Annotated in this window: 25 protein-coding genes; 19 read left to right on the top strand and 6 right to left on the bottom strand. The window is 72.7% G+C overall.

The genetic code is table 11. The features are described 5' to 3' along the window. Positions 1-6: 6 nt before the first annotated feature. Entirely contained in the window at positions 7-1,026 is a 1,020-nt protein-coding gene (gene holA / locus NR073_RS09970) for a DNA polymerase III subunit delta (RefSeq protein ID WP_134377190.1), read from the top strand. Positions 1,027-1,128: 102 nt separating this feature from the next. On the opposite strand, the gene rpsT is transcribed toward holA, so the two are convergent. Both rpsT and NR073_RS09960 read right to left on the bottom strand, forming a co-directional pair. Further along, a complete protein-coding gene (gene rpsT, locus NR073_RS09965) occupies positions 1,129-1,395 on the bottom strand; it encodes a 30S ribosomal protein S20 (RefSeq protein ID WP_002854699.1) in 267 nt (88 codons plus the stop codon). A gap of 195 nt (positions 1,396-1,590) precedes the next feature. After that, positions 1,591-2,253, bottom strand: a complete 663-nt coding sequence (locus NR073_RS09960; protein WP_134377189.1) for a type II toxin-antitoxin system PemK/MazF family toxin — start codon at positions 2,251-2,253, stop codon at positions 1,591-1,593. Between the two features lie 111 nt (positions 2,254-2,364). On the opposite strand from NR073_RS09960, the gene lepA reads away from it, so the two are divergent. Together lepA and hemW are read left to right on the top strand one after the other, a co-directional pair. Beyond that, positions 2,365-4,224 (top strand): translation elongation factor 4, encoded by a 1,860-nt coding sequence (lepA, locus tag NR073_RS09955; protein ID WP_010078615.1) that lies wholly within the window; start codon positions 2,365-2,367, stop codon positions 4,222-4,224. Beyond that, positions 4,225-5,505, top strand: a complete 1,281-nt coding sequence (hemW, locus tag NR073_RS09950) for a radical SAM family heme chaperone HemW (RefSeq protein ID WP_134377188.1) — start codon at positions 4,225-4,227, stop codon at positions 5,503-5,505. It abuts the gene before it with no gap. Positions 5,506-5,520: 15 nt separating this feature from the next. Here the strand turns inward: hemW and NR073_RS09945 are convergent, their stop codons facing one another. After that, positions 5,521-5,940, bottom strand: a complete 420-nt coding sequence (locus NR073_RS09945) for a DUF4870 domain-containing protein (protein WP_002854682.1) — start codon at positions 5,938-5,940, stop codon at positions 5,521-5,523. A gap of 94 nt (positions 5,941-6,034) precedes the next feature. Further along, positions 6,035-6,895 carry a DUF3097 family protein gene (locus tag NR073_RS09940; protein WP_010078617.1) on the bottom strand — a complete coding sequence of 287 codons (861 nt, stop codon included), beginning with the start codon at positions 6,893-6,895 and terminating at the stop codon, positions 6,035-6,037. A gap of 170 nt (positions 6,896-7,065) precedes the next feature. Here NR073_RS09940 and hrcA point away from each other — a divergent pair, with 170 nt between their 5' ends. The 10 genes from hrcA to NR073_RS09890 all read left to right on the top strand — a co-directional run bounded on the left by hrcA (position 7,066) and on the right by NR073_RS09890 (position 17,718). Continuing rightward, positions 7,066-8,079 carry a heat-inducible transcriptional repressor HrcA gene (gene hrcA, locus NR073_RS09935; protein ID WP_036380886.1) on the top strand — a complete coding sequence of 338 codons (1,014 nt, stop codon included), beginning with the start codon at positions 7,066-7,068 and terminating at the stop codon, positions 8,077-8,079. A gap of 75 nt (positions 8,080-8,154) precedes the next feature. Continuing rightward, positions 8,155-9,288, top strand: a complete 1,134-nt coding sequence (gene dnaJ / locus NR073_RS09930) for a molecular chaperone DnaJ (protein ID WP_134377186.1) — start codon at positions 8,155-8,157, stop codon at positions 9,286-9,288. After that, positions 9,285-10,046 (top strand): 16S rRNA (uracil(1498)-N(3))-methyltransferase, encoded by a 762-nt coding sequence (locus NR073_RS09925; RefSeq protein WP_101962541.1) that lies wholly within the window; start codon positions 9,285-9,287, stop codon positions 10,044-10,046. Before dnaJ ends, NR073_RS09925 begins: the two co-directional genes overlap by 4 nt. Positions 10,047-10,122: 76 nt before the next feature. Beyond that, positions 10,123-11,160, top strand: a complete 1,038-nt coding sequence (locus NR073_RS09920) for a PhoH family protein (RefSeq protein ID WP_230278170.1) — start codon at positions 10,123-10,125, stop codon at positions 11,158-11,160. Further along, positions 11,150-11,623 (top strand): rRNA maturation RNase YbeY, encoded by a 474-nt coding sequence (gene ybeY, locus NR073_RS09915; protein WP_041103738.1) that lies wholly within the window; start codon positions 11,150-11,152, stop codon positions 11,621-11,623. Before NR073_RS09920 ends, ybeY begins: the two co-directional genes overlap by 11 nt. Before the next feature lie 11 nt (positions 11,624-11,634). After that, positions 11,635-12,960 carry a hemolysin family protein gene (locus NR073_RS09910; protein ID WP_119217271.1) on the top strand — a complete coding sequence of 442 codons (1,326 nt, stop codon included), beginning with the start codon at positions 11,635-11,637 and terminating at the stop codon, positions 12,958-12,960. Between the two features lie 43 nt (positions 12,961-13,003). Then, complete coding sequence (gene era / locus NR073_RS09905; RefSeq protein WP_041103742.1) at positions 13,004-13,969, top strand: GTPase Era; 966 nt, start codon at positions 13,004-13,006, stop codon at positions 13,967-13,969. A gap of 337 nt (positions 13,970-14,306) precedes the next feature. After that, positions 14,307-16,040: a 2-isopropylmalate synthase gene (gene leuA, locus NR073_RS09900; RefSeq protein WP_127435400.1), complete on the top strand. Its 1,734-nt coding sequence runs from the start codon at positions 14,307-14,309 to the stop codon at positions 16,038-16,040. After that, a complete protein-coding gene (recO, locus tag NR073_RS09895) occupies positions 16,037-16,858 on the top strand; it encodes a DNA repair protein RecO (RefSeq protein WP_041103746.1) in 822 nt (273 codons plus the stop codon). The genes leuA and recO overlap by 4 nt, the downstream gene beginning before the upstream one ends. After that, entirely contained in the window at positions 16,855-17,718 is an 864-nt protein-coding gene (locus tag NR073_RS09890; RefSeq protein WP_060973667.1) for an isoprenyl transferase, read from the top strand. The genes recO and NR073_RS09890 overlap by 4 nt, the downstream gene beginning before the upstream one ends. Here the strand turns inward: NR073_RS09890 and NR073_RS09885 are convergent. Further along, positions 17,658-18,767, bottom strand: coding sequence for an alpha/beta hydrolase (locus NR073_RS09885; RefSeq protein WP_060973666.1), 1,110 nt, complete (start codon positions 18,765-18,767; stop codon positions 17,658-17,660). The two genes, NR073_RS09890 and NR073_RS09885, sit on opposite strands and share 61 nt — an antisense overlap. A 55-nt stretch (positions 18,768-18,822) precedes the next feature. Here NR073_RS09885 and NR073_RS09880 point away from each other — a divergent pair, with 55 nt between their 5' ends. Then, positions 18,823-19,950: a quinone-dependent dihydroorotate dehydrogenase gene (locus NR073_RS09880; protein ID WP_060973665.1), complete on the top strand. Its 1,128-nt coding sequence runs from the start codon at positions 18,823-18,825 to the stop codon at positions 19,948-19,950. A 66-nt stretch (positions 19,951-20,016) separates the two neighbouring features. Here the strand turns inward: NR073_RS09880 and NR073_RS09875 are convergent, their stop codons facing one another. Beyond that, positions 20,017-20,640: a DUF3043 domain-containing protein gene (locus NR073_RS09875; protein WP_036336545.1), complete on the bottom strand. Its 624-nt coding sequence runs from the start codon at positions 20,638-20,640 to the stop codon at positions 20,017-20,019. An 80-nt stretch (positions 20,641-20,720) separates the two neighbouring features. On the opposite strand from NR073_RS09875, the gene NR073_RS09870 reads away from it, so the two are divergent. The 5 genes from NR073_RS09870 (at position 20,721) to NR073_RS09850 (ending at position 25,938) form a co-directional block, all read left to right on the top strand. Beyond that, a complete protein-coding gene (locus NR073_RS09870) occupies positions 20,721-22,124 on the top strand; it encodes a dipeptidase (RefSeq protein ID WP_060973664.1) in 1,404 nt (467 codons plus the stop codon). A 118-nt stretch (positions 22,125-22,242) separates the two neighbouring features. Beyond that, positions 22,243-22,635, top strand: a complete 393-nt coding sequence (erpA, locus tag NR073_RS09865; RefSeq protein ID WP_002854644.1) for an iron-sulfur cluster insertion protein ErpA — start codon at positions 22,243-22,245, stop codon at positions 22,633-22,635. A gap of 335 nt (positions 22,636-22,970) precedes the next feature. Then, positions 22,971-23,831, top strand: coding sequence for a cytochrome c oxidase subunit II (coxB, locus tag NR073_RS09860; protein WP_256748790.1), 861 nt, complete (start codon positions 22,971-22,973; stop codon positions 23,829-23,831). After that, entirely contained in the window at positions 23,831-25,540 is a 1,710-nt protein-coding gene (ctaD, locus tag NR073_RS09855; protein WP_049161847.1) for a cytochrome c oxidase subunit I, read from the top strand. The genes coxB and ctaD overlap by 1 nt, the downstream gene beginning before the upstream one ends. Then, positions 25,537-25,938 carry a cytochrome c oxidase subunit 4 gene (locus NR073_RS09850; RefSeq protein WP_002854636.1) on the top strand — a complete coding sequence of 134 codons (402 nt, stop codon included), beginning with the start codon at positions 25,537-25,539 and terminating at the stop codon, positions 25,936-25,938. The genes ctaD and NR073_RS09850 overlap by 4 nt, the downstream gene beginning before the upstream one ends. Positions 25,939-26,564: the final 626 nt, after the last annotated feature.

Genomic DNA, 26,564 nt, shown 5'->3' with positions numbered 1-26,564 from the left:
GGACGCATGTCCGCCGCCCGCAGCCCCCGTTCCGGCCGAGCCGGCCGCACCGACCCGCTGGCCTGGCGGCGAGCCGAGCCCGCCCCGCTCATGCTCCTCAAGGGACCCGAGGACCATGCCGCCCGGTGGGTGACGGACCGCGTGACCCAGGCTCTGCGCGAGCGTCACGGTCAGCTGGAGATCCACCGGCTCCGCGCGGGGGAGTACCAGCCCGGCCAGCTGGCCACCGCGGCCAGCCCGTCCCTCTTCGCCGAGCCCACCCTCATCACGGTCGAGGGCCTCGAGGCCATGAACGATGCGTTCCTCGAGGACGCCCTGCGCCTCGTCCAGCAGGGCCCCGGCGCGGACGACGTCACGCTCGTGCTGCGTCACACCGGCGGCACCCGCGGCAAGAAGCTGCTGGATGCCGTCGCGAAGGACGGCACGGTGGTCGAATGCGTGCCGCTGAAGAAGGACGAGGAGCGGCTGGCCTTCGTGCAGGCCGAGTTCCGCGACCGGCGTCGACGCATCGACGAGGAGGCGGCCCGCGCGCTCATCCGCGCCACCGGCGCCTCGCTCACGGAGCTCGCGGCCGCGTGTGCCCAGCTCGTCGACGACACCGAGGGCGTCGTCACCGTCGAGACCGTGGACACCTACTACAGCGGCCGCGTGGAGGCCACGAGCTTCGCGGTGGCCGACGCGGCGCTCGAGGGGCAGGCGGCGAGGGCCGTGTCCCTCGTGCGGCACGCGATGGCCACCGGCGTGCACCCGGTGATGATCACCGCGGCGCTCGCGCTCAAGGCGCGGCAGGTGGCACGGATGATCGACGCCCGCCGGCCCGCCGCCGAGCTGCCGTCCCTGCTCGGAGTGGCCCCGTTCCAGGTGCGCTACATCCAGCAGGCGGCGCGGCACTGGACGGCGGCCGGCATCGCGCAGGCCGTGGAGTGGATCGCCCAGGCCGACGCCGAGGCCAAGGGCGCCTCCCGCAACCCGGAGTTCGCCGTCGAGCGCGCGGTCATCCGCGTGGCCACCGCCGTCAGCCGCTGACGGCGCCGCCGGACGGCACGCGACGGGGGCAGCCCGGACACGACGCGGCCCCCGCACCGATCGCTCGGGGCGGGGGCCGCGGTCACAGCCGGGGGGCGTGGATCAGCCGAGGAGGGCCTTCACGCGGGCGGCGATGCCGGACTTGCGGTTCGCGGCCTGGTTCTTGTGGATGACGCCCTTCGAAGCGGCCTTGTCCAGCTTGCGGGAGGCGGTGCGCAGCGCGGCGGCGGCGGCCTCGGCCTCGCCGGCGGCGACGGCCTTGTCCACGGCGCGGATGGCGGTCTTCAGCTCGGACTTCACCGCGACGTTGCGCTGGCGCGCCTTCTCGTTGGTGAGGATGCGCTTCTTCTGGGACTTGATGTTAGCCAAATCGGGTCCTTCGTCGTCGGCGGCGCGGACGAGGGTCCGGGCGCCGCATGAACAGGGGGTCGTGGAGGGTGCCCGGATCCGTGGACTGAGCGGCGTGGGGAACACCGATGATGACCCGTTCCGGGGGTGCCCGTCGACCGGCGGACACAATGCGGACGATCCTACCACCCAGACCCCGCGATCCGCGCGGCCGACTCAGCGCCCCCGCCTCCGGGCGCGGGCCAGCGCGGCCGTGACCCGGTCGAAGGCCGCCCGGTCCAGGACGCCGCCCTCCCGGCGCACCGCGGCCGGATCCACGCGGACCACCCGGTCCAGCTTCACCTCCGAGGCGCGGCCGGACCGGTCCCAGGCGCCTGCGCCCACGTCCACGTAGTCCTCGTCGCGGGTCAGCGCGTTGTTCCGGTCCCGGCTGGTCAGCATGAGCCCGAGCAGGAGCGCCCCGTCCCGGCCGATCAGGAGCACGGGGCGGTCCTTGCCCCGGCCGTCCATCTCCTCGTACGGCACCCAGGTCCACACGACCTCGCCCGGCCCGGCCGTCGGCCCGGGCGCGGGCGCGTATTCGACGCGGACGGTCCCGGTGAAGTCCGGCAGGGACACGTGGCGGTCGGTGTCCTGTCGCCGGGGCCGGCGCTCCTGCCCGGGCCCGGGCATCGGCCACGAGTCGGTGGGCTCCGTGGGGTCCCACGCGGGCCCGGGAGGCCCGGGCGGGCCCGGGAAGGGCGACGGGCCGCTCCGTTCGCCGGCCCGTCGACCGGCCTCAGAGGCGGCTCGACGCGGCCGGGCGTCGTCGCGGAGGGCGCCGATCAGGCGTGCCGTCCGGCGGCCGAGGGACAGGGCGCGATGCAGGTCGAAGGCCATGGGCGTGAATCTAGTGGACGCGCGGGCCCGGCGTCCGGGTCGGGTCGGCGGCGGGACATGAGAGACTAGGCGGTCAGAGTCCCGTCCCCGTCACCCGTAGAGGAAGTGCCCGTGTCGCCCCTGGCGTCGAACCCCCCGGTGCCCGCTGCCACCGACCCCTCGGTGATCCGCAACTTCTGCATCATCGCCCACATCGACCACGGCAAGTCCACGCTGGCGGACCGCATGCTGCAGGCCACCGGCGTCGTGCAGCCCCGCGACATGAAGGCCCAGTACCTGGACCGCATGGACATCGAGCGTGAGCGCGGCATCACCATCAAGTCCCAGGCCGTGCGCATGCCCTGGTCCGTGGACGGGGTGGACTACGCCCTGAACATGATCGACACCCCCGGGCACGTGGACTTCACCTATGAGGTCTCCCGCTCGCTGGCCGCGTGCGAGGGCGCGATCCTGCTGGTGGACGCCGCCCAGGGCATCGAGGCCCAGACCCTGGCGAACCTCTACCTCGCCATGGAGCACGAGCTGGAGATCATCCCCGTGCTCAACAAGATCGACCTGCCCGCCGCGGATCCGGACCGCTACGCGGCCGAGCTGGCCTCCCTGATCGGCTGCGAGCCCGAGGACGTGCTGCGCGTCTCCGGCAAGACGGGCGTCGGCGTCGAGGAGCTGCTGGACCGCGTGGTCCGCGCCATCCCCGGCCCGGAGGGGGACGCGGACGCCCCGGCCCGCGCGATGATCTTCGACTCCGTGTACGACACCTACCGGGGCGTCGTCACGTACGTGCGCGTCGTGGACGGCCGGCTCTCCCCACGGGAGAAGGTCCGCATGATGTCCACGGGCACGACCTACGAGCTCCTCGAGATCGGCGTCTCCTCCCCGGAGCCCGTGCCCACCAAGGGCCTGGCCGCGGGCGAGGTGGGCTACCTCATCACCGGCGTGAAGGACGTGCGTCAGTCCAAGGTGGGCGACACGGTCACCAACCACGCCCACCCGGCGGAGCAGTCCCTGGGTGGCTATGAGGACCCCAAGCCCATGGTGTTCTCGGGTCTGTACCCCATCGACGGCTCGGACTATCCCGTGCTGCGTGACGCCCTGGACAAGCTCAAGCTCAACGACGCCGCGCTCGTCTACGAGCCGGAGACCTCGGTCGCGCTGGGCTTCGGCTTCCGCGTCGGCTTCCTCGGTCTGCTGCATCTGGAGATCGTGCGCGAGCGCCTCGAGCGCGAGTTCGACCTCGACCTCATCTCCACCGCGCCCAACGTGGTCTACGAGGTCACCCGGGAGGACCGTGAGGTCGTCACCGTGACCAACCCCTCCGAGTTCCCCGAGGGCAAGATCCTCGAGGTGCGCGAGCCCATGGCCTCGGCCACGATCATCGTGCCGGCGGAGTTCATCGGCGCCGTCATGGAGCTGTGCCAGGCCAAGCGCGGCAACCTCAAGGGCATGGACTACCTCTCCGAGGAACGCGTGGAGATCCGCTACTGGATCCCGCTGGCCGAGATCGTGTTCGACTTTTTCGACCAGCTCAAGTCCCGCACCAAGGGGTACGCCTCGCTGGACTGGAAGGCCGACGGCGACCAGGTCGCCGACCTCGTCAAGGTGGACATCCTGCTCCAGGGCGAACAGGTGGACGCGTTCTCCTCGATCACCCACAGGGACAACGCCTACGCGTACGGCGTGATGATGACGGGCAAGCTCAAGGAGCTGATCCCGCGCCAGCAGTACGAGGTGCCGATCCAGGCCGCCATCGGCTCGCGCATCATCGCCCGCGAGAACATCCGCGCGATCCGCAAGGACGTGCTCTCCAAGTGCTACGGCGGCGACATCTCCCGCAAGCGCAAGCTGCTCGAGAAGCAGAAGGAGGGCAAGAAGCGCATGAAGATGGTCGGCCGGGTGGAGGTCCCGCAGGAGGCCTTCATCGCCGCCCTGTCCTCGGACGGCGCCGGCGCCGACCAGGCGGCGAAGAAGTAAGTGCCCGCCCTGCCCCTCGGCGAGCCCGTCCCCGACGACGGCCGGCTGCCGGCTGACGTCGGGCAGCGGGTGCGCGCGGCCGCCCGCGACGGCGCGGCGCGCACCTTCAGCCTGTACGTCCACGTGCCGTTCTGCACGGTGCGCTGCGGCTACTGCGACTTCAACACGTACACGGCCGTCGACCTCGGCCCCGGCGCGGGTCGCGGCGACTACTGGGAGTCGGCGGTCGCGGAGCTGGACTTCGCCGCGGACGTGCTCGCGTCCTCGGACGTGCCCGCCCGCCCGCTGCACACGGTGTTCTTCGGCGGCGGCACGCCCACGCTCCTGCCGGCCGCGGACCTCGTGCGCATCCTCCAGGCGGCGGTGGACCGGTTCGGGATCGCGCCCGGCGCGGAGGTGACCACCGAGGCCAACCCGGACACGATCACCCCGGAGTACGCCCGCCAGCTCGCGGCCGGCGGCTTCACCCGCCTCTCCCTGGGCATGCAGTCCGCGGTGCCGCACGTGCTCGCCACGCTCGAGCGCACCCATCGGCCCGAGTCCGTCCCCGCCGCCGTCGCCGCGGCCCGCGAGGCCGGCCTGGAGGTGTCCCTGGACCTGATCTACGGGACCGCGGGGGAGTCCCTCGCCGACTGGCGGGCCACGCTCGAGGCCGCCGTCGCCCTGGCCCCGGACCACGTGAGCGCGTATTCGCTGATCGTGGAGGAGGGCACCAAGCTCGGGGCCCAGGTGGCCCGCGGCGAGGTGGCGGACGTGGACCCCGACGACCAGGCGGACAAGTACCTGCTCGCCGAGGAGCTGCTCGGCACCGCCGGCTACCGCTGGTACGAGGTGTCCAACTGGGCTCGGGACCCGCAGGGCTCCGGGGTCCACCGTGCGCGGCACAACGTGGCGTACTGGGAGGACCAGGACTGGTGGGGGATCGGCCCGGGCGCGCACTCGCACCTCGCCGGGGTCCGGTTCTGGAACGCCAAGCACCCCGCCGCCTACGCGCAGCGGCTGGCCACAGGGGTCACCCCCGCCGTGGGCCGCGAGCGGCCCGACGCCGACGCGCGGCGCCTCGAGCGCATCATGCTCGCGGTGCGCACGGTGGACGGGCTCCCGACCGCGGAGCTCGTCTCGGAGACGCCGGGGGAGGCCGCGCGGATCCGCGGGGCGATCGCCGAACTCATCGCCGCGGGCCTGCTGGACGGGCGCGCCGCCGTCGACGGCCGCATCGTCCCCACGCTCGAGGGGCGGCTGCGCAACGACGCGATCGTCCGGGCGCTGGCCGGCTTCTGACCGGCCGGCCCCGGGTCAGCGCAGGATGCGCAGGTTGAACGGGTACCGGAACGGACGGCCCTTGGACACGTGCGAGGCGCCCATCACGCCGTAGACCGCCATGGCGGCCCACGTGAGCGCGCCGAGGATCGCGAAGATCGGGCCGACCACCGGCAGCAGGGACAGGAAGAAGAACAGGAGCGTGATGAGCGTGGGCGGCCCGGAGAAGTTCAGGGCCTCGCGCGACTCCTGCGAGGTGAACGGGCCGCGGTCGCGGTAGAGCAGCCACACGACCAGCGGGCCGAGCACGCCGAACGCCAGACTGAGGTGGGCCAGCGCCGCGCGGTCACGGTCCTGCTTCGCCGTGAGCGGGGCGCCGCGGCCGCCGGCCGAGACGAGCCAGGCGGGCGGGCCGTGGCCGGTGCGGCCGGCGTCGGGCTGCGCGCGGGTGTTCACGAGGGGCTCCTCCTGGATTGCGAGACCCGCGCGCCGGGGACCGGGCGCAGGGCATGGGCCAGCATAGCGCGGGCGGGCGGGGGCCGCGCCGAGATCAGTGCTCGGGTGCGGCGGTGAGGAAGTCGATGAGCTCCTCCACGCGGCCCAGCAGGGACGGCTCGAGGTCCGCGTACGTGGTGACGTGGGAGAGCAGCCGCTTCCACCCCAGCCCCGTGGCCTCCTTGCTCCCGTGCGGCCAGCCCAGTCCCCGCAGGATCCCCGTCTTCCAGTCCTGCCCCTTCGGCACGACGGGCCACGCGGGGATGCCGAGGACGGAGGGCTTGATGACCTGCCAGACGTCCACGTAGGGGTGACCGAGGATGAGCACGTTGCCCGCGGCCCCCGGCACGCGCATGGCCTCGGCCGCGAGGCGCTCCTCCTTGGACCCGGTGACGAGGTGGTCCACGAGGATCCCGAGCCGGCGCCGCGGACCGGGGGCGAACGCACGGATCGCCCCGGCGAGGTCGTCCACGCCGTGCAGGGGCTCCACGACGATGCCCTCGAGGCGCAGGTCCTCGCCCCACACCTTCTCCACCAGCTCGGCGTCGTGCACGCCCTCCACCCAGATGCGAGAGGCGCGAGCGGTGCGGGCCCGCGCCCCCTCGACCCGTCGCGAGCCGGAGGCGGTGCGGGCCGGCGCCGCCGGGGCCGCGGCGGTCGGGGGGACCAGGGTCACGGGCTCGCCGTCGATCCAGAAGCCGCCGCCGAGGGGGAAGCCGCGGCGCACGCCGCGACGGTCCTCCAGGACCACCACGTGCACGCCGCCGGAGCGCTCGATGCCGATCACGGCCCCGGTGAACCCGGAGGCCACGTCCTCGACCACCGTGCCGGGGGTGGCGGGCACATCGGGGACGGTCCGGGCGGGGCGGCGCGTCAGGTCGTCGTGGCCCGCGGGGCCCCAGCTGCTCCAGTCCATGGGAGAGCACGGTAGCAACGGGGGCGGGCGATCACCGTGAGCGAAGCCGTGCGGGCCGGTCGGGTCGTCCCCCGGGTCGGACGGTAGCATTGGCACTTGACCCGCCGGAGTGCCAGCCAGGGGCACCTCCGGGGTCGCCCCGGATCCCGACGGACCAGAGGAGGACCGAGATGTCGGAGCAGCCCCGCCGCCTGCAGGTGCTCCAGGCGATCGTGGAGGACTACGTGGCGCTGCGCGAGCCCGTGGGCTCCAAGGCGCTCGTGGAACGGCACGCCCTGGGCGTGTCCTCCGCGACCGTGCGCAACGACATGGCTGCGCTCGAGGAGGAGGGCCTCATCGTGGCCCCGCACACCTCCGCCGGGCGCGTCCCCACGGACAAGGGCTACCGCGTGTTCGTCGACCGCCTCTCCGAGGTGAAGCCGCTGTCCCCGGCCGAGCGCCGGGCCGTGCGGACCCTGCTGGATCCGGAGACGGACACCGAGCACATGATGGAGTCCACGGTGCGCCTCCTGGCCCAGCTGACCCAGCAGGTCGCCGTCGCGCAGTTCCCCCACGAGGACGGCTCCACGATCCGCCACCTCGAACTGGTCTCCCTCGCGCCCACGCGCGTGCTCGTGGTCCTCATCCTGTCCACGGGGCGGGTGGACCAGCGGCACGCCGTGCTGGACCGTCCGGTCGAGGAGGCGGAGCTGTCCGTGCTCCGCGGCCTCCTGCTGGACGCCCTGCTGGGGCTCGGTCCGGTGCAGGCGGCTACCGTGGTGGACGACGTCGTCACCCGGGTCCGCCCGGAGCACCGGCAGTCCGCCGCCCTCGTGGCCGCGGCCGTCCACGACCTGCTCGAGGCCGGCCGGCAGGACCGCATCGTCCTGGCCGGCACCGCCAACCTGGCCCGCTCCCCGGGGGACTTCGGCGCGTCCATCGGGCCGATCCTGGAGGCGCTCGAGGAGCAGGTGGTGCTGCTGCGCCTGCTCACGGAGATGGAGCAGGACGCCCACGGGGTGTCCGTGCGGATCGGCTCCGAGAACGCCGGATCGCTCGCGGACACCTCGGTGGTCGCGGCCGCCTACGGCCCCGGCGCCGTGGCGAAGGTCGGTGTCATCGGCCCGACCCGGATGGACTATCCGGGCACCATGGCCGCCGTCCGGGCGATCGCCCGCTATCTCTCCCGCATCCTGACCACCTGACGCGCCTCCGCGCGTCCTGGCGGGCCCCGTCCCGCATCGCCCCACGTCCCGCTCTCCCCGAGAGGAATCCCCACCGTGACCGACCACTACGAGACGCTCGGCGTCAGCCGTGACGCCAGCACCGAGGAGATCCGCCGCGCCTACCGCAAGCTCGCGCGCACCCACCACCCGGACGTCAACCCCGACCCGGAGGCGGCCGAGCAGTTCAAGCGCATCTCCCACGCCTACGAGGTGCTCTCGGACGAGGGCCGGCGCCGGGCCTACGACACGACGGGCAACGAGAACGGCCAGGCCGGCTTCCCGGGCGGCTTCGGCGGGACGGGCGGCTTCGGGGGCTTCGCCGACATCTTCGAGACCTTCATGAACGCCGCCGGCCAGGGCGGCCGCGGCGGCCCCGCCAGCCGCGCCCGCCGCGGCCAGGACGCCCTGGTGACCGCGCGGATCGACCTGCGCGACGCCGTCTTCGGCGGCGAGCAGACGATCGAGCTGGACACGGCCGTGCGCTGCGATCGGTGCGAGGGCTCGTGCTGCGAGCCCGGCACCCAGCCGGAGACCTGCCAGACCTGCCACGGCCACGGCATGATCCAGCGCCCCGTGCGGTCGCTGCTGGGCACCGTCATGGCCACCGAGGCCTGCCCCGCCTGCCAGGGGTTCGGCACCGTCATCCCGACGCCCTGCCACGAGTGCGACGGGCAGGGCCGCGTCCGCACCCGGACGCCGCTGACCCTGCGCATCCCCGCGGGCGTGGACGACGGCACCCGCATCCACCTCGCCGGCCGCGGCGAGGCCGGCCCGGGCGGCGGCCCGAACGGGGACCTCTACGTGGAGATCGCGGTCCGCCCGGACGAGACCTTCCGCCGCGAGGGCGACCACCTGGCCACCACCGTGACCGTCCCCATGGCCGCCGCGGCCCTGGGCACCACCGTCACGCTGGACACCCTGGACGGCAAGCAGTCCGTCAGCCTGGACCCGGGCGTGCAGTCCGGCCACGTCGAGGTCCTCCACGGCCTGGGCGTCGGCCGCCTGCGCGGGCAGGGCCGTGGCGACCTCAAGGTGGACGTGGTGGTCACCACGCCCACCGACCTGGACGACGAGCAGCGCCAGCTCCTGGAGCGCCTGGCCGAGGTGCGCGGCGAGGAGGTCGTGCACGGCGCACCCCAGGCCAAGGGCATGTTCGCCCGGCTGCGGGAGAACCTGAGGAACCTGTGACCGCCCCCCTGTTCCACCTCGAGCCGGGCGCCCTGGCCGGCGCGAGCGCGGGCGCGGAGGTCGTCTTCGGCGGCCCCGAGGCCCGGCACGCCGCCGCGGCCATGCGCCTGGCCCCCGGGGAGGCCGTGCTCCTGGCCGACGGGTCGGGCACGCTCGGCCACGGCACCGTGCTCGCGGCCGCCCCGGACGCGGTGACCGTGCGGCTGGACACGGTGGCGGAGGAGCCGGCGCCCACCCCGGCGCTCGTGCTCGTCCAGGCCCTCGCCAAGGGCGACCGGGATCTCATGGCGGTCCAGGCCGCCGTCGAGCTCGGCGTGGACGCCGTGGTGCCCTGGGAGGCCGAGCGCTCGATCGTCCGCTGGAAGGGTCCCAAGGCCGCCAAGGCCCGCCAGAAGTGGGCGGACACGGCCCGCGCGGCCGCCAAGCAGGCGCGTCGCGCCCGGGTGCCCGCGGTCCGGGACCACGTCTCCGGGACGGCGGTCGCCGGGCTGGTCCGGGACGACGACGGCGGCCGGCTCGTCCTCGTGCTGCACGAGGACGCGGAGCACGGGGTGTCCGCGGTGCCCGCGGAGCGACTCTCCGCGGCCGCCGAGATCGCCGTCGTCGTGGGCCCCGAGGGCGGGATCGGCCCGGCCGAGCTCGAGGCCTGCGTGGCCGCGGGGGCCGTGCCGGTGCGGCTCGGCCCGCACGTGCTGCGCGCCTCCACGGCCGGCCCCGCCGCCCTCGCCGTGCTCCAGCACCGGCTCGGCCGCTGGTGAGCCCCGGCAGGACGACGCGCCGACGCCTAGACTGGACGGGACGTCCCGCCCCCACGACCCCGAGGTGATCCGCCCCATCGTGACCGTGCCCCCCACGACCCCGACCCCGCCCGCCACCGCGCACGAGGGGGTCGCGTTCGAGACCGCCGACCTCATGGTCCGCACGCTCGGACCGCAGGACGCCCTGCTGCGGATCCTCGGCGGCGTGTTCCCCACCGTGGACGTCACGGTCCGCGACCAGCGGCTGGACCTGGCCGGGCCGGTGGCCGACGTGGCGTCGGTGCGGCGCGTCGTCGAGGACCTGCGCTCGATCGCCCGCCGCGACCAGGCCGTCACCCCCGAGGTGATGGGCCAGGTCGTCCACCACGTCCGCGATGCCGCCACCGGGCGCGGCGCGGGTCAGCTGCACCTGGACTCGATCCTCTCGGGCCGGGGCCGCCGCATCCGCGCGAAGACCCTGCACCAGCAGGACTACGTGGAGGCGATCGACCGCTCCACCGTCGTCTTCGGCATCGGCCCGGCCGGCACCGGCAAGACCTACCTGGCCATGGCCAAGGCCGTGCAGGCGCTGCAGGCCAAGGAGGTCAACCGCATCATCCTCACCCGCCCGGCCGTCGAGGCCGGCGAGCGGCTCGGCTTCCTGCCCGGCGGGCTCTCCGAGAAGATCGACCCGTACCTGCGCCCTCTGTACGACGCGCTGCACGACATGATCGAGCCCGAGTCGATCCCGCGGCTGATGGAGGCCGGGACCATCGAGGTCGCCCCGCTGGCGTACATGCGCGGCCGCACCCTGAACGACGCGTTCGTGATCCTCGACGAGGCCCAGAACACCACCGGCGAGCAGATGAAGATGTTCCTGACCCGCCTCGGCTTCGGTGCGCGCATGGTCGTCACGGGAGACACCTCGCAGGTGGACCTGCCGCGCGGCACCCAGTCCGGCCTGGCCCAGGCCGTCGAGGTGCTCGAGGGGATCGAGGGACTGGAGATGGTCCGCTTCGACTCCTCGGACGTGGTCCGGCACTCGCTGGTGAGCGCCATCGTGGACGCCTACGACGCCGCCCGCGGCCCCGCGGAGCGGTCCCAGAAGCGAGGAGGGGCCCGCCGTGGCCGTTGAGATCCTGAACGAGTCGGGGATCGAGGTCCCCGAGGACGCGCTGCTGCGCATGGCCCGGCACGTGTACGCGCGCCTGCACGTCCACGAGCGCGCCGAGACGGCCGTGACCGTCGTGGACGCCGCACGCATGGCCGAGCTGCACGAGGAGTGGATGGACCTGCCCGGGCCCACCGACGTGATGAGCCTGCCCATGGACGAGCTGACCCCCGGCTCGCCCGAGGCGCCGGCCGAGGGCGTGCTCGGCGACGTCGTGCTCTGCCCCGAGGTCGCCGCCGAGCAGGCGGCGCGCGGCGGGCACTCCCGTGACGACGAGCTGCTCCTGCTGCTCACCCACGGCATGCTCCACCTGCTCGGGTACGACCATCTCGAGGACGCCGAGCGCGAGGAGATGTTCACGCTCCAGGATCGGCTCGTCTCCGAGGTCCTGGGGCGGCCCGCCCCGGCCCCCACCGTCGAGGATTGACGGCACCGCCCATGCTGACGCCCGCCGTCCTCTTCGCCCTGTTCCTGGTCTTCCTCGGCCTGACCTGGACGCTGTCCCTGGCCGAGTCCGCGTTCTCCTACCTCTCCCGGCGGGACGCGGAGGACATCGTCCGCGAGCAGCCCGGCTCCAAGGTCCTGGAGATCGCCCGCGAGCGGGAGAGCCACCTCGGGGCCCTGCGGGTCTGGCGCTTCGTCGCCGAGGCCCTGTCGGCCGTCTGCCTGACCGCGGCCGCCGACGCGGTGGTGGACGACACGTGGCTCGCCGTGGCGATCGCCGCGGTCGTGCTCGTGGGCGTGGCCGCCCTGCTGGGCGTCTGGAGCCCGCGGCCGATCGGCTCCCGCAACGAGGCCGCCGTCGCCCGCCGCCTCGGCGGGCTCGTGTGGGTGCTCCGCCGGGCCCTGGGCCCGCTCGCCGCCCGCCTGGACCGGGACCGGCGCCGTCGCGAGGTCGAGCCGGAGGACGAGGACGACTTCCAGGAGCGCCACCTGCGCGAGTTCGTCGCCCGCGCCCACGACGCGGACGTGCTCGCCGACTCCGAGGCGGAGCTGATCCAGTCGGTGTTCTCCATGAACGACACCATCGTCCGCTCCGTCATGGTGCCGCGCACCGACGTCGTCACGATCGACGCCGACCACACGCTCGGCCAGGCCATGGCCCTGTTCCTGCGCTCCGGTAACTCCCGCATCCCGGTGATCGGCGAGGACGCCGACGACATCCGGGGCATGCTGCACCTCAAGGACGTCACCCGCGCCCTGCACCACGACGGCGCTGCGACCGACACCCCCGTCACCGAGGTCATGCGCGACGTCCGCTTCGTCCCCGAGTCGAAGTCCGTGGCCACCCTCCTGCAGGAGCTGCAGCGCGAGTCCACCCACGTGGCCGTGGTGGTGGACGAGTACGGCGGCACGGCGGGGCTCGTGACGCTCGAGGACCTCATCGAGGAGATCGTCGGCGAGATCTACGACGAGGACGACCACCCGGACCGCCCCGAGGTGGAGTTCGTCGCGCCCGGCGTCTACTCCGTCGACGCGCGCATGGGCATCCACGACTTCCGGGAGGAGTTCGAGCTGCCGGAGGAGGACGAGGACGACGACGTCGACACGGTCGGCGGCCTCCTGGCCAAGGAGCTCGGCCGCGTCCCGATCCAGGGCTCGCGCGTCGTGGTCCAGGGGATCGAGCTCGTCGCGGACACCCTCGAGCCCCGCCGCAACCGGGTCGCGCGCCTGCGCGTCTCCGAGACCCCCGACCGCCCGGTGCGGCTGCGCCGGCGCGAGGAGCAGGCCCACGGCGCCACGCCCGCCGACCCCGTGGCCTGAGCCGGCCGCCCCACCCCACGCCCCGCCTGACAAGGATGACCCCATGACCGATCTCGTCGATCCGGCCCGCGCCGCGGACGGCTTCCGTTCCGGCTTCGTCTCGCTCGTGGGCCGGCCGAACGCCGGCAAGTCCACGCTCACCAACGCGCTGGTGGGGGAGAAGGTGGCGATCACCTCCTCCAAGCCGCAGACCACGCGCCACACCATCCGCGGGATCGTCCACCGCGAGGACTTCCAGCTCGTGCTCGTGGACACCCCGGGCCTGCACCGGCCCCGCACCCTGCTCGGCGAGCGCCTCAACGACCTCGTGGCGGAGACGCTCAACGAGGTCGACGCCGTGGGCATGTGCCTGCCGGCCGACGAGGCGATCGGTCCCGGCGACCGGTTCATCGCCCAGCAGCTCTCCTACCTGCACCGCACCCCGGTGGTCGCCGTGGTGACGAAGACGGACAAGGTGGGCCCGGAGCAGCTCATGGCGCAGCTCGTGGCCGTGACCGCGCTGGGCGACGAGGTCCTCGGGCCGGAGAACGGCGGGGAGGGCTTCGCGGCCGTCGTGCCGGTCTCGGCGGTGGCCGGCCGCCAGGTCGACGACGTCCTGGGCGTCTTCGCGGGCCTGCTGCCGGCCGGGCCGCCCCTGTACCCCGACGGCGAGCTCACGGACGAGCCGGAGGCGGTCATGGTCGCCGAGCTCATCCGGGAGGCGGCCCTGGAGGGCGTGCGCGACGAGCTGCCGCACTCGGTGGCCGTGATGGTCGAGGAGATGTCCCTGCGCGAGGACCGCCCCGCGGATCGGCCCCTCATGGACGTGTGGGCGAACGTCTTCGTCGAACGGGACAGCCAGAAGGGCATCATCATCGGCAAGGGCGGCTCCCGGCTGCGTGAGATCGGCGCGCAGGCGCGGGCGGGCATCGAGCGCATGCTCGGCACCAAGGTGCACCTGGACCTGCGGGTCAAGGTCGCCAAGGAGTGGCAGCGCGACCCCAAACAGCTCGGCCGACTCGGCTTCTGAGCCCGAGGCCCCGGCCCGGGCGCGCACGCGCCGGAGCGGGCCGCCGTCGTCGTGCGTCACACGGGGACGGCCTCCTGTGGCCCGGCCCACCTCGGTGCTAGGGTCGGGGGCATGTCCCTCCGCCTCGCGACGACAGCGCCGGCCACGGCCCGCCTGCTACTTCCCGGCCGCACGGGGTCCCCGTGCCAGGCCGTGATCCACGCCGCCTGAGCGCATGCGGAGGCAGGACGCCTCCCACCGGACCGGACACCCCGTGCGGAGCCCCTGACCTCCCGGTCCGGCCACCGACCACCCACCTTTCGCGCGCCCGCCGCGCGCACGTCGAGGGAGAACACGCATGAGCGCCCACCTGCAGAAGTCGTCGGGGATGAAGTTCCACAAGTACGTCCCGTTCCAGGACCAGATCGAGGTCGCCCTGCCGGACCGCACCTGGCCGGACAAGGTCATCGAGAAGGCGCCGCTGTGGTGCGCCGTGGACCTGCGCGACGGCAACCAGGCCCTGATCGACCCCATGGGCCCCGAGCGCAAGTTGCGCATGTTCCAGCTGCTCGTCGGCATGGGCTTCAAGGAGATCGAGGTCGGCTTCCCCTCCGCCTCGCAGACCGACTACGACTTCGTCCGCCAGCTCATCGAGGGCGACCACATCCCGGACGACGTCACCATCCAGGTCCTCACCCAGTCCCGTGAGCACCTGATCGAGCGCACCTTCGAGGCGCTCGAGGGCGCCGACCGGGCCATCGTGCACCTGTACAACTCGACGTCGGTGCTGCAGCGCCGCGTGGTGTTCCGGCAGGACGAGGACGGGATCGTGGACATCGCGACCTCCGGCGCGCGCCTGGTGAAGAAGTTCGAGGAGCAGCTCAAGGGCACGCAGATCACCTACGAGTACTCGCCCGAGTCCTACACGGGCACCGAGCTCGAGTTCGCCCGGCGCATCTCGGACGAGGTGGCCACGGTCCTGGAGGCCTCCACCGACCGCAAGATGATCCTGAACCTGCCGGCGACGGTGGAGATGTCCACCCCGAACGTGTACGCCGACTCGATCGAGTGGATGCACCGCAACCTGGAGCACCGCGACTCGCTCATCCTCTCCCTGCACCCGCACAACGACCGCGGCACGGGCGTGGCCGCCGCCGAGCTGGGCTACCTGGCCGGGGCGGACCGCATCGAGGGATGCCTGTTCGGCAACGGCGAGCGCACCGGCAACGTCGACCTGGTGACGCTGGGCATGAACCTGTACTCGCAGGGCGTCGACCCCATGATCGACTTCTCCGACATGGACCACGTCAAGCGCACGGTCGAGTACTGCAGCCAGCTGGCCGTGCCCGAGCGCTCGCCCTGGGGCGGCGACCTCGTCTTCACGGCCTTCTCCGGCTCCCACCAGGACGCCATCAAGAAGGGCTTCGAGGCCATGGAGGTCGACGCCAAGGCGGCCGGCACCGACGTGGACGGCATCCCGTGGGCCGTGCCCTATCTGCCCATCGACCCGAAGGACATCGGCCGCTCCTACGAGGCCGTCATCCGCGTGAACTCGCAGTCCGGCAAGGGCGGCGTCGCCTACCTGCTCAAGTCCGAGCACAACCTGGACCTGCCGCGCCGCGCGCAGATCGAGTTCTCCCACGTCATCCAGGATCTGGCCGACGCCCAGGGCGGCGAGGTCTCCGGCGCCGACCTGTGGCGCGTGTTCCAGGACGAGTACCTGCCCGCCGACGCGGCGGAGGCGCAGTGGGGCCACTACCGGCTCCGCTCGGTCTCCTCGGCCTCCGGCGAGGACGGCGCGTTCCGGATGGAGGCCGAGCTCGAGGTCGACGGCGTCACGCAGACCCGCGCGGCGCAGGGCAACGGCCCGATCGACGCGTTCCTGCGCATCCTCGGCGAGGAGGGCGTGGACGTCCGCGTGCTCGACTACTCCGAGCACGCACTGTCCGAGGGCGGCGCGGCCATGGCCGCCGCCTACGTGGAGGCGGCCGTGGGCGACCGTGTCCTCTGGGGCGTTGGCCTGGACCACAACACCACCACCGCCTCGCTGAAGGCCGTGGTGTCCGCGGTGAACCGCGCCCTGCGCGCGTGAGCGGCTCCGGCTCCTCTTGGCGGGGTGCGCGGCACGGCGGCTACGCGGCGAACTCGTTCCGCACCGAGGCCATCGTGCTGCGCACCCACCGTCTGGGGGAGGCCGATCGCATCGTCGAGGCGCTCACCCCCGAGCACGGCCTGGTCCGGGCCGTGGCCAAGGGGGTGCGCAAGACGTCCTCCCGGCTGGGCTCGGTGGTGGAGCCGTTCATGCACTCCACGCTCCAGCTCGCGCGCGGCCGGGGCGAGCTGCACACCGTGAGCCAGGCGCAGCTGCTGCACCCGTACGCGACCATGCTGGCCGCCGACTACGACGCCTACACCGTCGCCGGCGCCCTCGCCGAGGCCGTCGAGCGGGTCCCCGCGGTGGACGACGACGGTCGGCGCGCCCAGTACCGCCTCTTCCACGGCGCGCTGGCCGCGCTGGCCCGCGGTGCGCACGACCCACGCCTGATCCTGCACTCGTTCCTGCTGCGCGCGCTCGCCCAGGCCGGCTGGGCCCCCACCTTCGACCGGTGCGCCCGCTGCGGCGCCCCCGGCCCGCACACGGCGCTGCACGTGGGCCTCGGCGGGGCCGTCTGTCTCGAATGCAGGCCACCCGGTGCCGCGCACCCAGCCCCGGAGACCTTCGACCTGCTCTCGGCCCTCGCGGCGGGGGACTGGGCCACCGCGGACGCCTCCGGGGCCCCCGCCCGCCGCGAGGCGGCCGGTATCGTGGCCGCGTACCTGCAGTTCCACGCCGAGCGGCGCCTGGTGTCCCTGTCCGTCCTGGACCAGGACCTCGGCCTCCCCGCCCCGCGCGTCGAGAGGAGACCATGAGCGCCGACCGAGCCCCGCAGTCCCCGCCGCCGCACCCCTCGGGTGCGGTCGCCCCGCGGATCGACCCGCGTTGCGTGCCCCGGCATGTGGCGATCGTGATGGACGGCAACGGACGGTGGGCCAACCAGCGCGGCCTGCCGCGCACCGAGGGCCATCGGGCCGGCGAGGCGGCGCTGCTGGACGTCGTCGCCGGGGCGGTGGAGCTGGGGATCGGCCACGTGTCCGCGTATGCGTTCTCCACGGAGAACTGGCGGCGCTCGGCGGAGGAGGTGCGCTTCCTCATGGGCTTCTCCCGGGACGTGCTGCGCCGGCAGCGGGACACCCTGCACTCGTGGAACGTGCGGATCCGGTGGAACGGGCGGGCCCCGCGCCTCTGGACCCCCGTGATCCGGGAGCTGCAGGAGGCCGAGGAGCTCACGCGCCACAACACCGGCACCACCCTGCACATGTGCGTGAACTACGGCAGCCGGGCCGAGATCCTGGACGGCGTCCAGGCGATCGCCGAAGAGGTCCGGGCCGGCCGGATGCGGCCGGGGGAGATCAGCGAGGACGTCATCACCCGCTACCTCGACCGCGGTTTCCGCACGGGTCAGGACGTCGACGTCGTCCCGGACGTGGACCTGTTCCTGCGGACCTCGGGGGAGCAGCGCCTGTCCAACTATCTGCTGTGGCAGTCCGCCTACGCGGAGCTGCTGTTCCTGGACGTGCTGTGGCCGGACGTCGACCGGCGGACCCTGTGGGCCGCCGTCGAGACCTACGCCCGCCGGGACCGCCGCTACGGCGGCGCCGTGGACACCCCTCAGCCGGCGCCGTCGTCCGGCGCGCCGGACTCGGCCTCGGACGCCGACGGCGGCGCGTAGGCCCCCAGCCACGTGAGCGTCGCGGCACCGGCCGCCTCGCGCACCGACGCGGGGGAGGCGAACACGTCGTGCAGCGCGTCGGGGAGCCGGTGGACGGTCACCCGGTCGCCGAGCCGCAGGGAGCGGCGGGCCATGGCGTCGGGGTCCAGGACGATGTCCGAGGTCAGCATCGCCTCGGCGTAGGACGTGCCCCGATGCCCGCGCGCGGAGACGAGCACGAGGATCGGCACGGTGACGTCGAGCCGCCCGGCCACGGCCCGGTGCCCCGAGAGGACCGCACTCAGCCAGGCGGCCGGCACCTCGAACGCGTGCGGGGGACGCCAGAGCGGGTGCAGGTCCCATTCGCCCTCGGCCTGGTCCGAGAGGGTGCGCCAGTAGTGGTCGATGCGCGGCAGTGTGAGCATGGCGTAGGGCTTCATGGCGGAGACGGGCCCCACGATGGACTTCGCCAGCAGGCGCACCCCCGCGCTGCCCTGCATCTCCAGCCACGGGCTGTTGAGCACGAGCGCGGCGAGGCGGCCGGGATTCCGGTCCGCCCACAGCGCGGCGATCAGCCCGCCGGTGGAGTGTCCCATGAGGATGGGCGGCAACGGGTGGTCCTGGGCGATGGTCTCGAACGCGGCCTCGAGGTCCGCGTCGTAGCGGGCCAGGTCGTCCGTCCAGCCGGGCGTCTGTCCCGTGCGCAGCGAGCGGCCGTAGTGGCGGAGGTCGACGGCGTGGAAGGCATAGCCGGCGGCCTCGAACGCGTGGGCGAGCGGGGCGTTGTAGAAGTAGTCGCTCCAGCCGTGCACCGAGAGGATGGGCCGCCGGGCCGGGTCACGGGCGGCGTCGGTGCGCGGACGCACCACTGTGACAAGGTTCTGTCCTTGTTCATCGGTGTCGAGGCCGAGCGTGCATCGTTCGAAGCCCGGCAGCCCGTCCGGGACCCAGCCCAGGCCCGGCGGATCGTCGAGGAACGGGCGGGTGTCCTCCTCCGTCGGTCCGCCGGCGGGTGCGCCGTGCGGGGCGGAGGGGTCCGGGGGCGTCGGCTGGATCGGGTCACGGGCCATCCGACCACTCTAGGAGGACCCCGGACGGGCGGGAGGCCCGTGCGAGGATGGGGGCATGCAGCTGCCTGATCCCAAGTCCGCCGTCGACGGCCTCCTGACCTCCCGTGCGCCTCGCCTGTACCCGCCCTTCTTCCGTGCCGTGTTCGGCGGCATGGACGCGGAGCAGGCGCACCATCGGGGCTTCGACGCGATCCGGCTGGTCGAGCGCACCGGGGCGTCCGCCGCCCTGCGCGCCGCCTTCCGCCCGGACCCGATGCTCGCGCGCACGGTCATGGGCCTGCGGTTCCCGACGCCCTTCGGCCTGGCCGCGGGGTTCGACAAGGACGGCCGGGGGACCGCCGCTCTGGCCGACCTCGGGTTCGGCCACATCGAGGTCGGCACGATCACGGCGCAGCCGCAGCCCGGCAACCCGCAGCCGCGACTGTTCCGTCTCGTGGACGACCGGGCGCTGGTCAACCGCATGGGCTTCAACAACGACGGCGCGGCGGCCGTCGCCCCCCGCCTGGCGCGGACCCGGCAGACACTGGAGCGCCGCTTCGGCCCGGCCCGGCCGGTCCTGGGCGTGAACATCGGCAAGACCAAGGTGGTCCCCCTCGAGGACGCGGCGGACGACTACCGGGCCTCGACCCGCCTGCTCGCGCCCCACGCCGACTACCTGACGGTCAACGTGTCCTCGCCGAACACGCCGGGGCTGCGCCAGCTGCAGGAGATCGACGCGCTGGAGCCGATCCTCACGGCGGTGCGCGAGGAGGCCGACCGTGCGGTCCCGGACCGTCGCGTGCCGCTGACCGTGAAGATCGCCCCGGACCTGGCGGACGACGACGTGCGCGCCGTCGGGGCGCTCGCCGAGCGCCTCGGGCTCGACGGCGTCATCGCGACCAACACGACCGTCTCCCGGGAGGGTCTGCGCACCCCGCGTGCCGACGTGGACGCCCTGGGCGCGGGCGGCCTGTCCGGCGCCCCGCTCCAGGAGCGGTCGATGCGGGTGCTGGAGGTCCTGCGGGCGGCGCTGCCGACGGGCACCGCCGTCGTCAGCGTGGGCGGGGTGACGGACGCCGACGACGTCCAGGCCCGGCTCGACGCGGGCGCGGACCTCGTCCAGGGCTACACCGCGTTCCTCTACGAGGGCCCGTTCTGGGCCGGCCGGATCACCGCCGGGCTGGCCCGGTCCCTGCGGGGCTGACGGTCTGCTCGCCGGGGACGCGACGGCCCGGACCCACCGGGGTCCGGGCCGTGGCGCGGTGTCGTGTCAGGCGGGGTACTCGCCCCGCTTGACCTGGGGCTTGGGCAGACGCAGGCGGCGGAACTGCAGGGCCCGCATGATGCCGTAGAAGCCGGTCCCGGACTCCGGCGTGCCGAAGCGCTCCGTGAGGCCCTTCTTGATGTGCCGGCTGACCAGGAAGCTCTCGATGAGCACGAGGGCCACGAGGACGTACAGGCTGATCATCAGGATCAGCTGCGCCTCGCGGCCGGGGATGAACATGAGCAGGACGTAGGCGAAGACGACGGGCATGAGCCACTCGCCGATGCCGGTGCGTGCGTCCACGTAGTCACGGACCCAGCGCTTCTGCGGTCCCTTGTCGCGCGCCGGGAGGCCGCGCTCGTCCCCGGTCTCCAGCGCGGCGCGCTGGCGCATCCGCTCCTGGGCCATCGCCTGACGCTCGGCCTTGCGGGCCGCCTTGCGATCCTCGGGGACCAGGGTGCGACGGCGCGCGGCCTCCTGGTCGCGGCGCCGCGGAGTCGGGCCCTTCTTGCCCTGCGAGCGGTCGCGCGGCCCGGCCTCGGCCACGGCGGCGCCCTCGGCGGGAGCGGCCGAGGAGCCGTGAGTCGAGGGGGCGGGCGCGGTCTCGGGGGTCTTGTCTCGCTTGAACACCCCTCCAGTCTAGTGGTGGGGCGCGTCCGGCCCGCCCGGAGGCGCGGCCCTCGGCTCGGCCGCCGTCTACGCTGGCCGTCATGACTGACATCACCTCCCGTGCGCCGCAGGACGCGGCCCTCGTCTCCGCCGTCCGTGAGGCCGTCGAGGCCCGTTTCCCGACGACCCTCCAGACCCTCACCGACCTCGTGGCGATCCCGGGCATCGCCTGGGACTCCGCGGACCGCACCCAGCTCGAGCGGTCCGCCGAGGCCGTCGCGGGCCTGCTGCGCGAGGCGGGCCTGCAGGAGGTGGAGATCGTGACCGAGACCCGCGACGACGACCGGCCCGGTGGGCCGGCGGTGATCGGCGAGAAGCCCGGCGCCTCTGACAAGCCCACCGTCTTGTTGTATGCCCATCACGACGTGCAGCCGATCGGGGACGAGGACCTCTGGGACACCCCGCCGCTCGTGGCCACCGAGCGCGGCGGGCGGCTGTACGGCCGCGGCGCCGCCGACGACAAGGCCGGCATCATGGTCCACCTCGCCGCTTTCGCCGCCCTGCGGGACGTCCTGCCCGACGCCGGCGTCGGCGTCCGCGTCTTCATCGAGGGCGAGGAGGAGGCCGGCTCGCCCACCTTCCGCACCTTCCTGGAGAAGCACCGGGCGCGCCTCGACGCCGACGCGATCGTGGTCGCGGACTCGTCCAACTGGGCCGTGGGGGAGCCCGCGCTGACCACCTCCCTGCGTGGGCTGGTGGACGGCACGGTGACCGTCCGGGTGCTCGACCACGCCGTGCACTCCGGCATGTTCGGCGGGCCGGTCCTGGACGCCGTCGTCCTGCTCTCGCGGCTGATCGCCACGCTCCACGACGCGGACGGCGCGGTCGCCGTGCCCGGCCTCGAGCCGCGGCAGACCGCGGGCCTGGACTACCCCGAGGACGTCTTCCGTGCGGACGCGGGCGTGCTGGACGGGGTGACCCTGGCCGGCCGCGGCCCGGTCGCGGACCGGCTGTGGAACGCTCCCGCGCTGAGCATCATCGGGATCGACGCGCCCTCGGTCGCGGAGTCCTCGAACACGATCCAGCCCGCGGCGCGCGCGAAGTTCTCGCTGCGCCTGGGCCCCGGCATGGAGCCCGCGGAGGCCTTCGAGGCGCTGCGCACCCACCTGGAGGCGCAGTCCGCGGCGGTGCTCGGCGCGGAGATCACGGTCACCGCGGGGGAGTTCGGCCAGCCGTTCACGACGGACACCTCGGCCCCCGCCGCGGCCGCGATGATGGCCGCCCTGGAGGACGCCTGGGGCGTCGAGCCCCGGGCGATCGGCATGGGCGGCTCCATCCCGTTCACCGCGGACCTCGCCGAGGTCTTCCCGGAGGCCACCCTCCTCATCACGGGCGTGGAGGACCCGGACACGCGGGCGCACTCGGCCAACGAGTCGCTGCACATCGACGACTTCAAGCGGGCCGTCGTGGCCGAGGCGCTCTGGCTCGCGCGGCTCTCGGCGTGAGCGCCGCCCGGCCCGTCGGTGCGGCGGGCCGGGAATGCCCCGTGGGCGGCTAGTGTTGTCCAGGAGACCACACGCGCGTGACGGCCCCGTCCGCGCCCCATGATCTGAGGAGGTCACGATGGCTCTGTCCGCAGAGGAGACCGGCGTCGAGATCGGCGCAACCCAGGACGCCGAGGGCCTGCCCCCGCACGAGGTCGAGCTGACCGACGTGGCGGCCGGCAAGGTGCGCTCGCTGCTCGAGCAGGAGGGTCGCACGGACCTGCGGCTGCGGGTCGCCGTGCAGCCGGGCGGCTGCTCTGGCCTGATCTACCAGCTCTACTTCGACGAGCGCGTCCTCGACGGCGACACCGTCCGTGACTACGACGGGGTCGAGGTGATCGTCGACAAGATGAGCGTGCCCTATCTCATGGGCGCGACCATCGACTTCGAGGACACCATCTCGAAGCAGGGCTTCACGATCGACAACCCCAACGCGGGCGGCTCCTGCGCCTGCGGCGACTCCTTCCACTGATCTGCGGGCGCCCGGAGCGCCTCGGACCGCGAACCGGCGGGTCGGCCTCGGCCGGCCCGCCGTCGTCGTGCCCGGGCACCGTGCCCAGGATGCTCGGACCCGACTCCCAGACACGATCGGCACGTGTCACGGTGCGGTGAATCCGCGTGTTTCGGCTTAGACTGGCTCTGAATCATCAGGGCATACCCGTGCTCCCTGCGAGGACGCTGCGAGAAGTCGCCGAATCGTCGGGGGAGCGGGGACGCCCCTCGCACACGAGATGAAGAGGAAGGCCGTCTGTGAGAGCACAGAATGACGCCGGACGTCGGACTCGCCGCCGCTGGAGCGCCGGTGCCGTGGGCACCACGGCGCTCCTGGTGCTGACCGGCTGTTCGGCAGAGGTCCAGCGCGGCTGGTACCCCGGCACCCGGGAGACCACCAACCACAACGCCCAGCTCACCGACCTGTGGGTGAACTCTTGGATCGCGGCCATGGCCGTCGGCCTGCTGGCCTGGGGCGCCATGATCTGGTGCATGGTGGCCTACCGCCGTCGCAAGAACGACCAGGGCTTCCCGAAGCAGACGGCCTACAACGTGCCGCTCGAGACCATGTTCACGGCCATCCCGATCCTGATGGTCTTCACCCTCTGGGGCTTCACCGACCGCGTCCAGACCGAGGTCGACCGCCCCGTGGACGACTCGCCGCTGACCGTCACCGTGTACGGCAAGCAGTGGTCCTGGGACTTCAACTACTCCTACGAGCAGGAGAACGGCGAGGTCATCGAGGCCCACTACTCCGGCATCCAGGCCCAGCTGGACGGCACCGAGGGCGTGCGTGACACCCTTCCGGTCCTGTACCTGCCGAACGACGTGCCGGTGCACTTCGAGCTGAAGTCCCGTGACGTGGCCCACTCCTTCTGGATCCCGCAGTTCCTCCAGAAGCGCGACATGGTGCCCGGCAAGACCAACCACCTGTACCTGACCCCCCAGGAGCTGGGCAGCTACGACGGCAAGTGCGCCGAGCTGTGCGGCGAGTCCCACTCCGAGATGCTCTTCAACGTGGAGGTCGTCGACGAGACGGAGTTCGTCCAGCGCCTCGAGGAGATGGAGCCGGGTCAGGTGGGCGAAGAGTACAGCCGCAATCCCAACAACAACCCTGACGGCGCCGGGACGATGGAGCGCGATCTCCAGACCCCCCGCGGTGGAGGTAGCCACTGATGACCACTTACGAGTACGCAACGGATGAGGTGCGCTCACAGGCGCAGCCTCGTGTGGTGCCCCGTTCGCTGGGCAAGATCGTCGTCAGCTGGCTGACGACGACCGACCACAAGGTGCTCGGGTACATGTACCTGATCACGTCCTTCGTCTTCTTCTGCATCGGCGGCGTCATGGCCCTCATGATCCGCGCGGAGCTCTTCGAGCCCGGCATGCAGATCCTGCAGACGAAGGAGCAGTACAACCAGCTGTTCACCATGCACGGCACGCTCATGCTGCTCATGTTCGCGACCCCGCTCTTCACGGGCTTCGCCAACGTGCTGGTGCCGCTGCAGATCGGTGCTCCGGACGTGTCCTTCCCGCGTCTGAACGCCTTGGCGTTCTGGTTCTTCCTGTTCGGCTCGCTCATCGCGACCGCCGGCTTCCTCACCCCGCAGGGTGCGGCCTCGTTCGGCTGGTTCGCCTACGCCCCGCTCTCCAACACCACGTACTCGCCGGGCGTCGGCGGTGACCTCTGGGTGTTCGGTCTGGTCCTCCAGGGCTTCGGCACGATCATGGGCGGCGTCAACTTCATCACCACGATCCTGACGATGCGTGCCCCGGGCATGACGATGTGGCGCATGCCGATCTTCACCTGGAACACGCTCATCACCGGCATCCTGATCATGGTGGCGTTCCCGCCGTTCGCCTCCGCGCTCTTCGCGCTGGGCCTGGACCGTCGCTTCGGCGGCCACATCTTCAACCCGGAGAACGGCGGCGCCATCCTGTGGCAGCACCTCTTCTGGTTCTTCGGCCACCCCGAGGTGTACATCATCGCCCTGCCGTTCTTCGGCGTCGTGTCGGAGATCATCCCGGTGTTCTCCCGCAAGCCGATCTTCGGCTACAAGTCCATCGTGTTCGCGACGACGGCGATCGCCGCGCTCTCCGTGACGGTGTGGGCGCACCACATGTACGTGACCGGCGCCGTGCTCCTGCCGTTCTTCTCCGTGATGACCATGCTCATCGCGGTCCCGACCGGCGTGAAGTTCGTGAACTGGATCGGCACCATGTGGCGCGGTTCGATCACCTTCGAGACCCCGATGCTGTGGACGCTCGGCTTCATGGTCACCTTCCTGTTCGGTGGCCTGACCGGCGTCATCCTGGCGTCGCCGCCCCTGGACTTCCAGGTGTCCGACACGTACTTCGTCGTGGCGCACTTCCACTACGTCGTCTTCGGCACCGTGGTGTTCGCGATGTTCGCCGGCTTCTTCTTCTGGTGGCCGAAGTTCACCGGCAAGATGCTGAACGAGCGTCTCGGCAAGATCCAGTTCTGGATGCTGTTCGTGGGCTTCCACGGCACGTTCCTGATCCAGCACTGGCTCGGTGTCATCGGCATGCCCCGTCGCTACGCGGACTACATGGTGGAGGACAGCTTCCAGGCGATGAACGCGTTCTCCTCGGTGTTCTCCTTCGTTCTCGGCGCGTCGCTGATCCCGTTCTTCTGGAACGTCTACATCACCTCGCGCTATGGCAAGAAGGTCACCGTGGACGACCCGTGGGGCTTCGGCGGCTCGCTCGAGTGGACCACTTCGTGCCCGCCGCCGCGGCACAACTTCCACTCCCTGCCGCGCATCCGCTCCGAGCGTCCGGCGCTGGATCTGCACCACCCGGAGCTCTTCCCGCACTCGCCTCAGAACACGTCTGAGGCCTTCGGAGAGAAGGTCGCCCAGTGAAGGTCGCAGCCAACATCTTCTGGATCATCGGCCTGTTCTTCATCGCAGCCGCCACCCTCTACGGGTTCTGGGTCGAGTGGACCGAGTGGGCAGGCATCCCGGCCATCTACGCCGTGGGCGGGATGTCCTGGATGATCGCCTGGTACCTGCGGGCCGCCGAGCACAAATACGGCGTCGGCCCTGCAGATGACGAGGACGGTCAGATCGTCGAGTACGCCGGCACCTACGGCACCTTCGCTCCCTGGAGCTGGTGGCCCCTGGGCCTCGGCCTGGGCTGCGCGATCATCGTGACCGGCCTGGCCGTCGGCTGGTGGGTCTTCATCATCGGCATCGTCGCCGCCGCCTACTTCACCTTCGGGTGGGTCTACGAGTTCTCTCGGGGCAAGTACGCCCACTGACCCGTCCGTCGTTCCACCACCGCAGGCCGGATCCCCTCGGGGTCCGGCCTGCGGCGTTTCCCTGTGCGCTGAGTACGGCCGGCCCGCCGTCGTGGCAGCCGGCCAGCCGCTCGACGTACACCGCGGCGGCGGATCTCCACGACCTGTCTCGCCGCGTCTGGGGAAGCGGGAGCCGTGCACCATGAGCGCGCGTGCCGCGCAGCGGCGCTGGGCAGGCCACCCGACGTCGGCGCGTGCGTTGGCAGCCGCCCTGAGGGGTCGGGCGGCGATGCCCTGATGAGCCCTGCACGGCCGGGGAGTGGGCCGCACGACCGCGTGTGACCGTGTCGGCGGCCGCGCGGCTTTCACCCCGCTCCGGGCGACCGGAGACCGCCGCGTCGTGTGGCAGGAGGGTATGAGGCCGCTGCCAGCCGTGGGGCCGGCCGAGCCCGGGGGAGCGTCGCCACCGGGGTAGGGGCCGACGGTGAACGTCGTGTCCCGCCTCCATCGCCGACGCCTCGCGTCGCTGGGCCTCGCAGGTGCACGCCCGAGCGAGACCACGGTCGCGGTGACAGGCCGGTACGTCCTCTCTTGTCAAGGGCCATTGAGTTCTGCCCATAGGCGGCCAGTGTTTCTTCCCGCTGGTG

It is taken from the genome of Micrococcus sp. Mcc28, assembly GCF_024519775.1.
GTDB lineage: Bacteria > Actinomycetota > Actinomycetes > Actinomycetales > Micrococcaceae > Micrococcus > Micrococcus luteus.
Note: the sequence above shows the minus strand (reverse complement) of the source record. Positions and strands in the feature narration are given on the sequence as shown.